The organism is Enterobacter sp. FB (assembly GCF_000805795.1).
Classification (GTDB): domain Bacteria; phylum Pseudomonadota; class Gammaproteobacteria; order Enterobacterales; family Enterobacteriaceae; genus Enterobacter; species Enterobacter roggenkampii.
Map to the genome: position 1 here is coordinate 2,323,851 of NZ_JSZC01000013.1, position 15,233 is coordinate 2,339,083.

Consider the following 15,233-nt stretch of genomic DNA (forward strand, 5'->3'; position numbering starts at 1 on the left):
TACAACTCAATCAAATCATCATTGCTCACAGCGTCTTCCTTGCCGCCCACATCTCCGGTGGGTCGGTGACACGCTTATTTTTGATAACGATAAAGCAAACGATAATTATTATCAATTAAATTGTTAAGAAATATATCTTTGTGACAGGGGGCGGAAATAAAAAAGCCCGCTCAAACGAGCGGGCTAAAGAGAGAGGAAGTGCGATTATTGTTTAAATCGTTCCGGGAATTCCATTTCACTGTAGCGAACGAAGTGTGTTCCTTTCGTCAGCTTGTAGCCAAACCAGATGACGAGGAACAGCGGAATACCAATGTAGGTTGCCGTGACGGCGCCCCAGTCAATGGTGTCCGCCAGGAACGCTTCATAGTTCTGTCCCAGCGTAATAATCAGGCACAGAATGAAGGCGAAAATGGGACCCAGCGGGAAGAACCCTGAGCGATACGGCAGCTGGTTAACGTCATAACCCTGTTTGACGTAGCCACGGCGGAAACGATAGTGGCTAATGGCAATCCCCAGCCAGGCAATAAAGCCCGTCATCCCGGAGGTGTTAAGCAGCCACAGGTACACCGTCTGGTTGCCAAACATAGAGGTCAGGAAGCACAGGCCGGCAATCACCGTTGTGGCGTACAGTGCGTTGCGCGGTACGCCGCCACGGGACAGTTTCGCGAAGATACGCGGCGCTTTACCGTCACATGCCAGCGTGTAGAGCATACGTGTGGACGCGTACATTCCGGAATTACCGGCAGAAAGTACGGCGGTCAGGATAACGGCGTTCATCACTGCTGCGGCTGAAAGCAGGCCGGCATGCTGGAAGACCAGCGTGAACGGGCTGACGCTAATGTCTTTGACATCATTACGCAGCAGGCTTGGATCGGTGTACGGAATGATCAGGCTGATAATCAGGATCGCGAACACATAGAACAGCAGGATACGCCAGAAGACCTGACGAACCGCGCGCGGAATATTCTTCTCCGGGTTCTCTGACTCACCGGCAGCAATGCCAATCAGCTCGGTTCCCTGGAAGGAGAAGCCGACAATCATTGCCACGCCAATCATTGCCGACAGTCCACCGGCAAACGGCGCATCGCCTATTGTCCAGTTACTCCAGCCCGCAGGTTCAGCGCCTTTGAAAATACCAACGATCATCGCCACACCGACGACGATAAAGATGATGACGGTTGCCACTTTGATCAAAGAGAACCAGTATTCCGCTTCGCCGAAACCGCGCACGGAGATGTAGTTCAGCAGGAAGATGACGGCCAGGAACAGGGCGCTCCAGATCCAGCCCGGCGTATCCGGGAACCACCAGTTCATCACCAGCTGTGCGGCGACAAGGTCAACGGCGATGGTGACCGCCCAGTTGTACCAGTAGTTCCAGCCCAGCGCGAAGCCGAAGCCTTCTTCAACGTATTTTTGACCGTAGGTCGAGAACGAACCGGATACCGGCATGTACGCGGCCAGTTCGCCGAGACTGGTCATCAGGAAGTACACCATCAGGCCAATCAGGATATAAGAGAAAAGTGCCCCACCCGGGCCGGCTGCCGAAATCGTTGCGCCAGAGGCAACGAAAAGACCTGTACCGATGGAGCCGCCAATGGCGATCATCGTCAGGTGACGCGCCTTGAGTTCACGACGTAGCGTGGGCGCTTCTGTGGTTTTAATTTCTGAAACCATATGAAAATGCTGTCCATTTAATAAATGAGGCGCGATTGTAGCAGACGATCCGCGTTCCTTCCGGCAGAAATACTCAGTTATAAGAGAGCTTCATGACGCGGCCAGGATTATAAGTAAAGCATAATTTTTCCCTCTTCCCTTTGGGGTGAGGGACGATGTCAGATTTCGCAATAGCGCAGAAAACGCTGCAGGGAGCTGGAAAGGTGTTTCTGGCGATGATGAATGCACCACAGCGTGCGCACCAGTTTCGGAAGCGGAACGGGAATCTCCACCAGCGATCCGGTTTCCAGCTGTTCGGCAATAACGCGCCGGGAAAGACAGCTGATACCCAGCCCGTGGCGCACCGCGTGCTTAATCGCCTCTGAGTTCCCCAATTCCATCCCCAGCTGGAAATGCGGCAGATGGGACAGCAGCAGGTAATCGACAATTTCACGCGTGCCGGAGCCCTGCTCGCGCAGGATCCACTGCGCCTGCGCCAGCCGCTCCAGCGTCACCTCGCCCTGCAATAACGACGAGGCCGGGGATGCAAACACCACCAGCTCGTCTTCCAGCCAGGGCTCGGCAATGATATCGACGTTGTGGCAGGGTCCTTCGATGAGGCCGATATCCACGCGGAAGTCGATCACCGCGTTGATGACGTCCTGGCTATTGCCCACGCTCATCTCCAGCGGCAGGGTGGGAAAATCCCGGCGGTAGCGGGCGATCACCTCCGGGAGAATGTAGTTCCCGATGGTGCTGCTGGCGTAGACGCGGATCGCGCCGTTATCTTCGCGGAACAGCTGTTCGATTTCGATAGCCTGCTCCAGCAGCGCCAGCGCGCGTGGATAAAGAAGACGACCGTGTTCGTTGACCACCAGACGCTTCCCTACCCTGTCAAAAAGCTGAACGCCCAGCTGTCCTTCAAGATCGGTCAACGCCGCGCTGACCGCAGACTGAGAGAGCGCCAGCATTTGTGACGCCTGGGTCGTCGAGCCGCTTTTCAGCACCTCGGCAAACACTTCCAGCTGACGCAAAGTAATGTGCATGGTTGCTTACCACTTATATAGATTGATTATAAGTATATAATCAATTTTATTTTTAAGCCAGACCGCCGTAACCTTTAGCCAGACAAAGGAGAAGGTTATGTCAGAAATCACCTTACAACATCATCGTACAGTGTGGCACTTCGTGCCGGGTCTTGCGCTCAGCGCCGCAGTGACCGCCGTCGCGCTATGGGGCGGCAGCATCCCGGCCATCGCAGGCGCAGGTTTCAGCGCGCTGACGCTCGCCATTTTGCTCGGCATGGTCGTGGGTAACACCGTTTATCCACATATCTGGAAATCCTGCGACGGCGGCGTAATCTTTGCCAAGCAGCATCTGCTGCGTCTTGGGATCATTCTTTATGGCTTTCGTCTCACCTTTTCGCAGATTGCGGATGTGGGTGCGAGCGGGATCGCCATCGACGTTCTGACCCTGACCAGCACCTTTTTACTGGCCTGCTTTATCGGTCAGAAAGTGTTTGGCCTGGACAGGCAAACCAGCTGGCTGATCGGTGCCGGGAGCAGTATCTGTGGCGCAGCGGCGGTGCTGGCAACGGAGCCGGTCGTGAAAGCCGAAGCCAGCAAGGTAACGGTTGCCGTCGCGACGGTGGTGATCTTCGGTACGCTGGCGATTTTCCTCTACCCGGCCATGTATCCGCTGGTCGCCCACTGGTTTAGCCCGGAAACCTACGGCATCTATATCGGCTCGACCATGCACGAAGTGGCCCAGGTGGTCGCAGCAGGACACGCCATTAACCCGGACGCCGAAAACGCGGCGGTGATTGCCAAAATGCTGCGCGTGATGATGCTGGCGCCGTTCCTGATTTTCCTGGCCGCACGGGTTAAACAGCTGGCTCCGGCGGGCGGCAGCGAGAAGAGCAAAATCACCATTCCGTGGTTTGCGATCCTGTTCATCGTGGTCGCTATCTTTAACTCCTTCCACCTGCTGCCGAAAGCGGTGGTGGATATGCTGGTGACGCTGGATACCGTACTGCTGGCGATGGCCATGGCGGCGCTGGGGGTGACCACGCACGTCAGCGCGCTGAAAAAAGCCGGTGCGAAACCGCTGCTGATGGCGCTGGTGCTCTTCATCTGGCTGATTGTCGGCGGTGGCGCAATTAACCTCGCGGTCCATAGCCTGATGGCATAAACCACTACATCCTTCTCCTGTTAACCCGCTATCATAGGCATTTCGGGTTAACAGGAGTCCCTTTATGAAATATGTTGGAGCGCACGTTAGCGCTGCAGGTGGCCTTGCGAATGCCGCCATTCGTGCCGCCGAAATTGAGGCGACCGCTTTCGCCCTGTTCACCAAAAATCAGCGCCAGTGGCGCGCCGCACCGCTCACCGCTGAGGTGATTGATGATTTCAAAGCCGCCTGTGAGAAATACCGCTACGGGCCCGGCCAGATCCTCCCCCACGACAGCTACCTGATCAACCTCGGTCACCCGGTTCAGGAAGCGCTGGAAAAATCCCGCGAGGCGTTTCTGGATGAAGTGCAGCGCTGCGAACAGCTGGGGCTGACGCTGCTGAACTTCCATCCGGGCAGCCATCTGATGCAGATCGACGAAGATGCCTGCCTGGCGCGCATTGCGGAGTCCATCAACATCACGCTGGATAAAACCAAAGGCGTGACGGCGGTGATTGAGAACACCGCTGGTCAGGGCAGCAACCTCGGCTTTAAGTTCGAACATCTGGCGGCGATTATCGACGGCGTGGAGGACAAATCCCGCGTCGGCGTGTGCATTGATACCTGCCACGCGTTTGCCGCCGGTTATGACCTGCGCACCACCGAGGCAACAAAAAACACGTTTGATGAGTTCGAGCGCATTGTGGGCTTTAAATACCTGCGTGGAATGCACTTAAACGATGCGAAAAGCGCCTTTGGCAGCCGCGTTGACCGCCACCACAGCCTGGGCGAAGGCAACATCGGCCACGATGCGTTTCGCTTTATTATGCAGGACGCCCGCTTCGACGGTATTCCGATGGTGCTGGAAACCATTAATCCGGACATCTGGGCAGAAGAGATTGCCTGGCTGAAGGCACAGCAAACCGCTGAACAGGCGGCATAAAAAAAGCCGGGTTGCATCAGCACCCGGCTTTTTTATTGCTTACCGCTTACGCTGCTTTCGCCACAACTTCCGCTTCCGGACGTTTCAGCACCGCGTAAGAGAGGCCCGCCACCAGCGTACCGGCAACAATAGCCAGCAGGTAGCCCAGTACCGGGGTGATGGCGCCAGGGATCAGCAGCACGAACAGACCGCCGTGTGGTGCCATCAGTTTTGCGCCAATCGCCATGGAGATCGCCCCCGTCACGGCACCACCTGCGATACAGCACGGCAGCACACGCATTGGGTCACGCGCCGCGAACGGAATCGCGCCTTCGGTGATGAAGCACAGACCCAGAACCAGCGCCGCTTTACCGCCTTCCTGCTGCGCTTTATCGAACTTACGACGGGCAATAATCGTCGCCAGGCCGAGCGCCAGCGGAGGCACCATGCCTGCCGCCATGATCGCCGCCATTGGCGCGTAGGTCTGAGTACTCAGCAGGCCCACACCAAAGGCGTACGCCGCTTTGTTCACCGGACCACCCATGTCGGTACACATCATGCCGCCGAGGATTGCACCCAGCAGAACCGCGTTCGCGGTGCCCATGGTCTGTAGCCAGTGGGTCAGACCCGCCAGGATGCCTGCAACCGGCTTACCAATCAGGTAAATCATCGCCAGGCCGACCACCAGGCTGGAAATCAGCGGGATGATCAGGATCGGCTTCAGCGCTTCCATACTCTGCGGCAGCTTCAGCTTCGAGCTAATCAGCTTCGCGACGTAACCGGCGAGGAAGCCCGCGATGATACCGCCGATAAAGCCAGAACCGGTGCTCACGGCCAGCATACCGCCGATAAGACCCGGGGTCAGACCCGGGCGGTCAGCGATGGAGAAGGCAATAAAGCCCGCCAGTACCGGCACCATCAGGGCGAAGGCTGAGCCGCCGCCGATCTGCATCAGCGCAGCCGCCAGGGTACCTTGTTCTTTAAACGCGGTGATACCAAACGCGAACGAGAGCGCGATACACAGACCGCCCGCGACCACCATCGGCAGCATGTAAGACACGCCGGTCAGCAGGTGGCGATAGGCGCCTGCGGACTCTTTCTTCCCTTCCGTCGCGGTCTGGCGCGCGCCGGTTGCCTGGTACGGCTTCGCTTCCACCAGCGCTTTATCAAACTCCTGCGCGGTCTTTTTCAGCGCCAGGCCGGTGGAGGTGCGGTACATTGGCTTACCGGCAAATTTCGCCAGGTCCACTTCGATATCCGCCGCCACAATCACCAGATCGGCCTCAGCCACTTCCTCTGGGGTGATGGCATTGCCGGCACCGACGGAGCCGCGCGTTTCAACTTTTACCCACCAGCCGCGTTTTTTCGCTTCGGTTTCAATGGCTTCAGCCGCCATAAAGGTGTGAGCCACCCCCGTCGGGCAGGCCGTCACCGCCACAATGCGTTTCGGGCCCGTGGCCGCAGCCGGTGCCGTCGCGACAGGCGCGCTGTAGACAGACGCGTGACCTTTCGCTTCGCTCAGGAACAGTTCCGGATGTGCCACCGCGCGATTAATATCGCCCAGCCACACTTTTTTGCCGTTCAGCGCGCTGTCAGCGGGAATTTTATCGCCCAGGACAATCGCCAGTTCGGCATCGCCTGGGTTATCAATGATGTCCAGGTGTGCTTTTTGTGCCGCCGCGCCCAACAAGGTCTTCGCCATATAGGCGCGTGCCTGTCCGAGACCGGAGTCAATGATCAGCAGCGTTTTCATTATTCCTCTCCTGCTGTTAGTTAAAAGGTTTTAAGTCAACGCGCGCCATCATCGCGGCTAACTGGGTACGATCGGTAATACCGACATTGCTCTGGCTGACGGCCAGGGCAGCAACGGCAGTGGCAAGACGTAAGGTATGTTCACTGGATTCCCGCATCAGCAGACCATAAATCAGTCCGCCAACCATGGAATCCCCTGCGCCAACGGTACTCACAACCTCCATTGACGGCGGTTTGGCGATCCATTCGCCAGACGCGTTAACCCACAACGCGCCTTCTGCACCAAGCGAGATCACCACGTGAGCGATACCCTGCTCGCGCAGCGCATGGGCAGCGTCAATCACATCTTTTAATTCTGGCAGCTTACGGCCCGCCCAGATCTCCAGCTCGCGGCGATTAGGCTTCACCAGCCACGGCGAGGCTTTCAGGCCCGCGACCAGCGCGTCACGGCTGCTGTCAAAAATAATGCATGGGCACTGGCTGCGCAGGCGCGTCATCCAGTCGGTAAACGCTTCCGGGCTAACGCCGGACGGCAGGCTGCCGCTGACGCACACCATGTCGAACTGGCCCAGCCAGGTCAGCGAGTCGTTGACAAAGCGTTCCCAGTCTGACGGCGTCACTTCGAAGCCAGAGAAGTTCAGATCAGTCACTTCACCGTCTTTCTCCGTCAGCTTAACGTTGATACGGGTACGGCCCTGAACAACCTGGAAACGGTTGGCAATGCCCAGCTCGCTGAACAGCTGCTGGAAACCATCCTGGTTGTCTTTACCGAGGAATCCGCCCACGGTGACATCGATACCGAGATCCTTGAGCACTTTCGCGACGTTAATCCCTTTGCCCGCAGCATGCAGGCCGGTGGTACGCACGAGGTTAACTTCGCCGCGCTCAATTTCCGGGCAAAACCCCACCAGGTCATAAGCCGGGTTCAGCGTAATAGTCGCAACACGTCTGCTCATTATGCGCCCTCCCCCAGACCCGCCGCGATGGCATCGCCAATCGCTTTCAGCGCCTGTTCAGCATCGGCACCCTGCGCGGTGAAACGCAGACGGTGGCCTTTCTTCACGCCCAGCGCGACCACTTTCATCAGACTACGGCCGTTGGCCGGTTTGCCCGTGCCGTCAAGATTCGCCACGGTAATCTCACTCTCGAATTGTTTAATGGTATTCACCAGCATGGTGCCCGGACGGGCATGCAGGCCGTGCTCGTTACGCACCACGAACTCCGCGGTTAGCACGTCATCCGTCAGCGCATCATCACTGGTCAGCAGTGCCAGCACGGTGGACGCATCAGCGTTCAGCAGTTTTTCAGCTTTGTTGTTCAGCAGCAGATCGCCAAGACGCTTCAGCACGGAAACCGGCTGTTCATCAGCCATCGCGACGGTCACCAGCATGGCTGCGCGCTCGCCTTCTACCTCAAACGCCGAGGCAGCACGGCTCACGGCAATCGCACTGCGCAGGTTGCCTTCAGCACTGTCGTTCAGCCAGATGCCCTGACCCAGATTCAACGGCTTATCGTTAATCACGCGCGTCACAAAGGTGGCATCCGCCGCGCCGGCTTCTTTCAGACGACCCGCGTTCAGCGCCTGCAGCGTCACCAGATCGGAAGCAACCACATCCAGCGTCAGCGTTTCATTATCCAGTTTCAGCGCTTCACTCTGTTTTTCGCCCATCAGCAAGGCGCGCAGCTCTTCCGCGGTGGTGGCGGATTTAAGCTGTTCAGCCACCGCGTCATCGCTCAGGACATGCGTCAGCTGACGCAACAGACCTAAATGTTCATCGCTGCTGGCCGCGATACCGATGGCCACATAGGCCACCTGACCGTCGCCCCAGAGCACGCCCTGCGGGAACTGATACACCTTAACGCCGGTTTTCAGCACCTGATCGCGGGTGTCGGTGGTACCGTGCGGAATGGCAATGCCATTGCCGAGGAAGGTTGAAGTCTGCTGCTCGCGGGCCAGCATGCCGTTGACATAGCCGTCCGCGACGTTACCCGCCTGCACAAGCGCAGCGGCAACCTGGCGAATAGCCTCTTCTTTATCCCCGGCCTGAGCGCCCGGGTGGATATCCTGAACAGATAACTGGAACATGGTTCTCCACTCCTGCTGAACTTGAATCGTTTCAGCTTTAATGAGAAAAAATGCGCTAGCCTGCTCCGTTTGTTAAAACAAGATAGCGCTGAAACGTTTCAAAAAGTCTTGCGCTTTCTGCTGTACCTTGCAAGTAAACTCGTCTTTCTGATATCAGAATTTAGAGATACAGCACATTTCTTCTTCATTGAGCTGAATTTTGCTGAAGTTCAGCAAGTCAGTTTCAGCTAAGGTCAGCAGCGTGAGAGGCAAGTTGAAATGCCATTTTGATTTTTCGTGGCATCATTGACCGCACCCACTGTTTATTTTTTAGCTGACGGCGTACACTCCGCCCCTCTCTGCTACTCGCTAATTATAAAACATGCATAACACCCCTGCGGCTGCCTCGCCAAAGCCCTTTGACTTGACCTCAGCGGCCTTCCTGATTGTTGCCTTTTTCACGGGTATTGCCGGTGCGTTACAGACGCCGACGCTGAGCTTATTTCTGACCAATGAGGTTCATGTTCGTCCGGCGCTGGTTGGCTTCTTTTTTACCGGAAGCGCCATCATCGGCATCCTGGTCAGTCAGTTTCTGGCGGGGCGATCCGACAGAAAAGGCGATCGTAAAAGCCTGATCGTTTTCTGCTGCCTGCTGGGGGTCATGGCCTGCGTTCTTTTTGCCTGGAACCGCAACTACTTCATTCTGCTTTTCGTCGGGGTATTCCTGAGCAGCTTTGGCTCGACGGCTAACCCACAGCTGTTTGCGCTTGCCCGCGAACACGCCGACCATACCGGACGTGAAGCGGTGATGTTCAGCTCTGTCCTGCGTGCACAGGTGTCGCTGGCGTGGGTGATTGGCCCGCCGCTGGCCTACGCGCTGGCGATGGGTTTTGGCTTTACGGTGATGTACCTGAGCGCGGCAGTCGCGTTTGTGGCGTGCGGCGCGCTGGTGTGGTTCTTCCTGCCGTCCATGCGCAAAGAGCCCAAGGTGGCAACGGGCGTGCTGGAAGCGCCGCGCCGTAACCGCCGCGATGCCCTGCTCCTGTTCGCGATCTGCACGCTGATGTGGGGCACCAATAGCCTCTATATCATCAATATGCCGCTGTTTATCATTAATGAACTGCACCTGCCGGAGAAGCTGGCGGGCATCATGATGGGCACCGCAGCCGGGCTTGAGATCCCGACCATGCTGATCGCAGGCTATTACGCAAAGCGCTTCGGGAAACGTTTTTTAATGCGCATCGCCGCCGTCGCCGGTCTGCTGTTTTATATCGGTATGCTGACGGTACATACGCCGGGGCTGTTGCTGGCGTTACAGCTGCTGAACGCTATCTATATTGGTATTCTCGCCGGGATAGGCATGCTTTATTTCCAGGATCTGATGCCGGGCCAGGCAGGCTCTGCCACCACCCTTTATACTAATACCACCCGCGTGGGCTGGATTATTGCCGGTTCAATGGCCGGTGTCGTGGCCGAAATCTGGAACTATCACACGGTGTTCTGGATTGCGCTGGTGATGTGTACGCTGACGATGGGCTGCCTGGCGAGGATTAAAGACGTTTAAGGCGCGGTGAGCGCTTCCAGCTCAAGAAGGTACGTTATCGCCTGCTCTCGCGTGCTGCCGCACATTTCAACCGTGGGCTGAAGCCCGGAGCAGACCTTCGGGCGCAACGGTGAGCCAAAGATCATGCACAGGTTCGTTTCCGAGAGCTGAACGCAGCGGGTATTGGCAGGTTTGCCCTCGGGCATTCCCGGAATGGGGCTTGAAATGGACGGTGCAGTACAACACGCGCCACAATCGGGACGACAATCCATAAATGCTCTCTTCCGCTGGCGAATGCCCGTACGGTCGGGCATCGCGCGCACAGTAACACCTTTTGTGTATTGATAGCAAAAGCCACGAATTCCTCTTGCCTGAAAGGCCGCGCGCGAGTAATTTGGCGCGATATTTTTTACCTCCCGTAAACAGGATTACTGCAATGCCAAGAGCGAACGAAATTAAGAAAGGTATGGTACTGAATTACAACGGCAAATTGCTGATTGTGAAAGATATCGATATTCAGGCACCAAGCGCCCGTGGTGCAGCTACGCTGTACAAAATGCGTTTCGCCGATGTGCGTACCGGCCTGAAGGTGGAAGAGCGCTTTAAAGGTGACGATATCGTCGATACCGTGACCCTGACCCGTCGCTATGTTGATTTCTCCTACATCGACGGCAACGAATATGTGTTCATGGACAAAGAAGATTACACCCCGTATATCTTCACCAAAGACCAGATTGAAGAAGAGCTGCTGTTCATCCCGGAAGGCGGTATGCCTGATATGCAGGTTCTGACCTGGGACGGGGTGCTGCTGGCGCTGGAACTGCCTCAGACCGTCGATCTGGAAATCGTTGAAACCGCACCAGGCATCAAAGGCGCATCCGCCAGTGCCCGCAACAAACCGGCTACCCTGACCACCGGCCTGGTTGTGCAGGTGCCGGAATACCTTTCTGCTGGCGAGAAAATCCGCATCCATATCGAAGAAAAACGCTATATGGGTCGCGCTGACTGATTGCGGCGTTTGTCGGGTGGCGCTACGCTTACCCGACCTACGAAAAAACCGGCCCAGAAGCCGGTTTTTGTGTTTTTGTAGGCTGGGTAAGGCGAAGCTGCCACCCGGCGATTCCGGTTACAGCAGCTCCGGATACTTCGTCATCTTCAGCGCCAGCTCAACGCCGCGCACTTCCGCCATCCCTTTAAGACGGCCAATCGCCGAATAGCCCGGGTTGGTTTTCTTACGCAGATCGTCCAGCATCTGGTGTCCGTGATCCGGACGGAACGGGATAGGACGCACATCGCCAGCCTGCTTGCGACGCGCCTCTTCCGCCAGAATAGCGTCCACCACCGCGACCATATTCACATCGCCGCCCAGGTGCGCCGCCTCGTGGAAGGTTTTTGGGTTCTCTTCACGGCAGGTCGCACGCAGATGCGTAAAGTGAATGCGATCGCCGAAGGTTTCAATCATCCGCACCAGATCGTTATCGGCCCGCACGCCGTAGGAGCCGGTACACATGGTAAAGCCGTTGTGGATGCTGTCGACCGTCTCTTTCAGCCACTGCATATCTTCAATCGTAGACACGATACGCGGCAGGCCGAGGATAGGACGCGGGGGATCGTCCGGATGTACCGCCAGGCGAACCCCCACCTCTTCCGCGACCGGCACAATTGCGCGCAGGAAATACGCCATGTTTTCACGCAGCTGGTGCTTATCAATATCGCCGTATTCCGCCAGGCGGGCGCGGAACTGATCCAGCGTATACCCCTCTTCGGCACCCGGCAGGCCCGCAATAATATTACGGGTCAGCTTTTCGATATCCGCGTCGCTGGCGGCATTGAACCATTGGAGCGCCTGCTGCTGCTCTTCAGCGGTGTAATCCGCTTCTGCGCCAGGGCGTTTCAGAATGTTCAGTTCGAATGCCGCAAAGGCAATCTGATCGAAGCGCAGCGCTTTTGAGCCGTCCGGCATTTGATATTCGAGGTCTGTACGCGTCCAGTCCAGAATGGGCATGAAGTTGTAGCAAACGGTATCAATACCGCAGACCGCGAGGTTACGGATGCTCTGCTGATAGTTGGCAATCCAGGTCTGATACTCGCCGGAATGGGTTTTGATGTCTTCGTGAACCGGAATGCTTTCCACCACAGACCAGGTTAATCCCTTCTCCGCCAGCAGCGCCTGACGCGTCTGTATTTCCTCTACCGGCCAGACCTGACCGTTAGGAATATGATGCAGCGCCGTGACGACACCCGTTGCGCCAGCCTGACGCACATCATCAAGAGAAACCGGATCGTTCGGCCCGTACCAACGCCAGGTTTGTTCCATTGCCTCACCCTCTTAAGTTGTTATACCAATATGCGTTACTACAATGACGACTACCATACATGCTTACCGCTAAGGGTCAATACACCGCCACACATTGATTGATCAAACTCACATAACGGGGATATTTACGGCTCACCAATTTTATTTGCTGTCATATAACTTTACACTGACATTGTTAATTAATAGTTAATCAGGTGTATCTCATGAAGACAATTGCCTCCACCCCCCTTCCTGCCCGGGTTAAGCAACCGCGCTACGATCGTCAGCAACTGCGCTCCCGCATCGTCCACTTTGGCTTTGGCGCGTTTCACCGTGCGCACCAGGCCTTGTTAACAAATCGGGTGCTGAATGAAAAAGGCGGCGACTGGGGGATTTGTGAGATTAGCCTCTTCAGCGGCGACGTGCTGATGAGCCAGCTGCGCGCGCAGGATCATCTGTTCACCGTGCTGGAAAAAGGGGCTGAAGGAAATGAGGCCATTATCGTCGGTGCCGTCCATGAATGCCTGAACGCAAAGCTGGACTCCCTGCCCGCCATTATTGAGAAATTTTGCGAGCCTCAGGTCGCGATTGTCTCGCTCACCATCACAGAGAAAGGCTATTGCATCGATCCCGCGACCGGGAAGCTCGACCTGAATAACCCCCGGATCGTCCACGACCTTGAAAACCCCTCAGAGCCACATTCCGCCCCTGGGATCCTGGTCGAAGCCCTCCACCGCCGCCGCGAGCGCGGCCTGCCCGCCTTTACCGTGCTCTCCTGCGACAATATCCCGGACAACGGGCACGTGGTGAAAAACGCCGTGCTGGGCATGGCGCAAAAACGTTCCGCAGGGTTATCTGAATGGATCGATAGCCACGTAAGCTTCCCCGGAACGATGGTCGACAGGATTGTTCCCGCCGCGACGGAGGCCTCGCTGGCGGAAATCACCGACGCGCTCGGCGTGGAAGATCCGTGCGCCATCAGATGCGAGCCGTTCATTCAGTGGGTAATAGAAGATAATTTTGTCGCCGGCCGTCCCGAGTGGGAAGTGGCGGGTGTCCAGATGGTGCAGGATGTTCTGCCGTGGGAGCAGATGAAATTACGCATGCTCAACGGCAGCCACTCTTTCCTGGCGTATCTCGGGTATCTTGCCGGCTACGCGCATATTAATGAATGCATGGAGGACACAGCGTTCCGGGAAGCCGCCCGTCGGCTGATGCTGAACGAGCAGGCCCCCACCTTACGGATTAAGGATGTCGACCTCACCGCGTATGCCGATAGCCTAATCGAACGCTTTGCCAACCCGGCCCTCCAGCATCGGACCTGGCAAATCGCGATGGACGGTAGCCAGAAGCTTCCGCAAAGAATGCTGGACGGGATCCGCGTTCATCTTGAGCGAAACACGCCGTGGTCGCTGCTGGCCCTGGGCGTGGCCGGCTGGATACGCTACGTCAGCGGCACCGACGAGCGCGGCAACGCGATTGACGTTCGCGATCCCCTCAGCGATAAAATCCGCACGATCGTCAACGCCAGCAGCGACATCGACCGCGTCCCCGCGCTGCTGGGGCTGAGCGAAGTGTTTGGTCACGATCTCGCGCACAATCGTGTTTTTGTTGAGGCTGTTAGCCAGGCCTATCAGCGCATCACCCGTCACGGCGCACGTCAGGCTGTTATCGAAACGTTAAATATTTAACGATTGTTGCGCTTAACGCGAACGGATAAAGCCTCCGTTCGCCCTTCCCCTTCTCACAGGTCACGTTTTTCGCCAGGATAGAGAACAGTGTTATCGCATCATCATTCTCATCCGGAGCGCACGTGACCAAAACCAACCTCATCACCGGTTTTCTCGGCAGCGGTAAAACCACCTCAATTCTCCACCTGCTGGCGAATAAAGATCCGGCCGAGAAGTGGGCCGTGCTGGTCAATGAATTTGGCGAGGTGGGCATTGACGGCGCGTTACTGTCATCCAGCGGCGCGATGATTAAAGAGATCCCCGGCGGATGCATGTGCTGCGTCAATGGCCTGCCGATGCAGGTGGGGCTCAATACCCTGCTGCGTCAGGGCAAACCCGACCGCCTGCTGATTGAGCCCACCGGGCTGGGCCACCCGAAGCAGATCCTCGATTTACTGACCGCCCCGGTTTACGAGCCGTGGATCGATCTGCGCGCCACACTGTGCCTGCTCGATCCGCGTCAGCTTCTGGATGACAAGGCGGTGGCCAACGAGAACTTCCGCGATCAGCTCGCCTCGGCGGACGTTATCGTCGCCAACAAGGAAGATCGCGCCACGCCTGAAAGCCAGGCCGCGCTGGAGGCGTGGTGGCAACATTTTGGCGGCAATCGCACGCTGGTGCAGACCACCCAGGGGAATATTGATAGCACCCTGCTTGACCTGCCTCGTCTGAACCTCACCGAGCTGCCTGCCAGCGCGGATCATGCGCACAGCCATCCGGTTAAGCAGGGTCTGGCAGCCCTGAGCCTGCCGGAGCACCAGCGCTGGCGTCGTAACCTGAACAGCGGCCAGGGATACCAAGCCTGCGGATGGATTTTCGATGCTGAGACCGTTTTCGATACTATCGGGATTCTGGAGTGGGCCCGCCTTGCGCCCGTCGATCGCGTGAAAGGGATCATGCGCACGCCGGACGGACTGGTGCGGATCAACCGCCAGGGCGACGATTTCTTCATTGAAACGCAGAACGTGGCGCCGCCTGACAGCCGAATAGAGTTAATTAGTGCGGTTAACGCCGACTGGAATGCCCTCCAGTCCAGCCTGTTGAGGATTCGTTTAAGTTCGGGCGGCTAACGTTGCCCCAGTTTTCACTCTATGCAGAACGTT

At 57.0% G+C, this 15,233-nt stretch carries 13 protein-coding genes; 6 read left to right on the forward strand and 7 right to left on the reverse strand.

The window, feature by feature from the left end:
* Nucleotides 1-204: 204 nt before the first annotated feature.
* Nucleotides 205-1,674: an amino acid permease gene (locus PI91_RS18110; protein ID WP_008500931.1), complete on the reverse strand. Its 1,470-nt coding sequence runs from the start codon at nucleotides 1,672-1,674 to the stop codon at nucleotides 205-207.
* Between the two features lie 158 nt (nucleotides 1,675-1,832).
* Complete coding sequence (gene yieE / locus PI91_RS18115) at nucleotides 1,833-2,699, reverse strand: DNA-binding transcriptional regulator YeiE (protein ID WP_008500932.1); 867 nt, start codon at nucleotides 2,697-2,699, stop codon at nucleotides 1,833-1,835.
* Between the two features lie 97 nt (nucleotides 2,700-2,796).
* On the opposite strand from yieE, the gene PI91_RS18120 reads away from it, so the two are divergent.
* Together PI91_RS18120 and nfo are read left to right on the forward strand one after the other, a co-directional pair.
* Nucleotides 2,797-3,843, forward strand: coding sequence for a YeiH family protein (locus PI91_RS18120; RefSeq protein ID WP_023294037.1), 1,047 nt, complete (start codon nucleotides 2,797-2,799; stop codon nucleotides 3,841-3,843).
* A 64-nt stretch (nucleotides 3,844-3,907) separates the two neighbouring features.
* Nucleotides 3,908-4,765 carry a deoxyribonuclease IV gene (gene nfo / locus PI91_RS18125; protein WP_039266759.1) on the forward strand — a complete coding sequence of 286 codons (858 nt, stop codon included), beginning with the start codon at nucleotides 3,908-3,910 and terminating at the stop codon, nucleotides 4,763-4,765.
* Between the two features lie 46 nt (nucleotides 4,766-4,811).
* Here the strand turns inward: nfo and fruA are convergent, their stop codons facing one another.
* From fruA to fruB, 3 genes are read right to left on the reverse strand one after another with little or no spacing between them, the layout of a single operon-like run.
* Nucleotides 4,812-6,497, reverse strand: coding sequence for a PTS fructose transporter subunit IIBC (gene fruA / locus PI91_RS18130; RefSeq protein ID WP_023312479.1), 1,686 nt, complete (start codon nucleotides 6,495-6,497; stop codon nucleotides 4,812-4,814).
* 16 nt (nucleotides 6,498-6,513) lie between these two features.
* A complete protein-coding gene (gene fruK, locus PI91_RS18135) occupies nucleotides 6,514-7,452 on the reverse strand; it encodes a 1-phosphofructokinase (RefSeq protein ID WP_008500936.1) in 939 nt (312 codons plus the stop codon).
* The gene (gene fruB / locus PI91_RS18140; protein WP_008500937.1) at nucleotides 7,452-8,582 is read right to left on the reverse strand and encodes a fused PTS fructose transporter subunit IIA/HPr protein; all 1,131 of its coding nucleotides are present in this window, start codon (nucleotides 8,580-8,582) and stop codon (nucleotides 7,452-7,454) included. The genes fruK and fruB overlap by 1 nt, the downstream gene beginning before the upstream one ends.
* 361 nt (nucleotides 8,583-8,943) lie before the next feature.
* Between fruB and setB the strand changes: the two genes are divergently transcribed.
* Entirely contained in the window at nucleotides 8,944-10,125 is a 1,182-nt protein-coding gene (gene setB, locus PI91_RS18150) for a sugar efflux transporter SetB (protein WP_032652758.1), read from the forward strand.
* Here setB and PI91_RS18155 read toward each other — a convergent pair.
* Nucleotides 10,122-10,376: a YkgJ family cysteine cluster protein gene (locus PI91_RS18155; RefSeq protein ID WP_039266953.1), complete on the reverse strand. Its 255-nt coding sequence runs from the start codon at nucleotides 10,374-10,376 to the stop codon at nucleotides 10,122-10,124. The two genes, setB and PI91_RS18155, sit on opposite strands and share 4 nt — an antisense overlap.
* Nucleotides 10,377-10,540: 164 nt before the next feature.
* On the opposite strand from PI91_RS18155, the gene yeiP reads away from it, so the two are divergent.
* Entirely contained in the window at nucleotides 10,541-11,113 is a 573-nt protein-coding gene (yeiP, locus tag PI91_RS18160) for an elongation factor P-like protein YeiP (RefSeq protein WP_008500940.1), read from the forward strand.
* A gap of 117 nt (nucleotides 11,114-11,230) precedes the next feature.
* Here yeiP and uxuA read toward each other — a convergent pair whose 3' ends face one another.
* Nucleotides 11,231-12,421 (reverse strand): mannonate dehydratase, encoded by a 1,191-nt coding sequence (gene uxuA / locus PI91_RS18165; protein ID WP_039266760.1) that lies wholly within the window; start codon nucleotides 12,419-12,421, stop codon nucleotides 11,231-11,233.
* 203 nt (nucleotides 12,422-12,624) lie between these two features.
* On the opposite strand from uxuA, the gene PI91_RS18170 reads away from it, so the two are divergent.
* Nucleotides 12,625-14,091 carry a mannitol dehydrogenase family protein gene (locus tag PI91_RS18170; RefSeq protein WP_039266761.1) on the forward strand — a complete coding sequence of 489 codons (1,467 nt, stop codon included), beginning with the start codon at nucleotides 12,625-12,627 and terminating at the stop codon, nucleotides 14,089-14,091.
* Between the two features lie 122 nt (nucleotides 14,092-14,213).
* Nucleotides 14,214-15,200, forward strand: coding sequence for a GTP-binding protein (locus tag PI91_RS18175; protein WP_039266762.1), 987 nt, complete (start codon nucleotides 14,214-14,216; stop codon nucleotides 15,198-15,200).
* Nucleotides 15,201-15,233 lie beyond the last annotated feature (33 nt).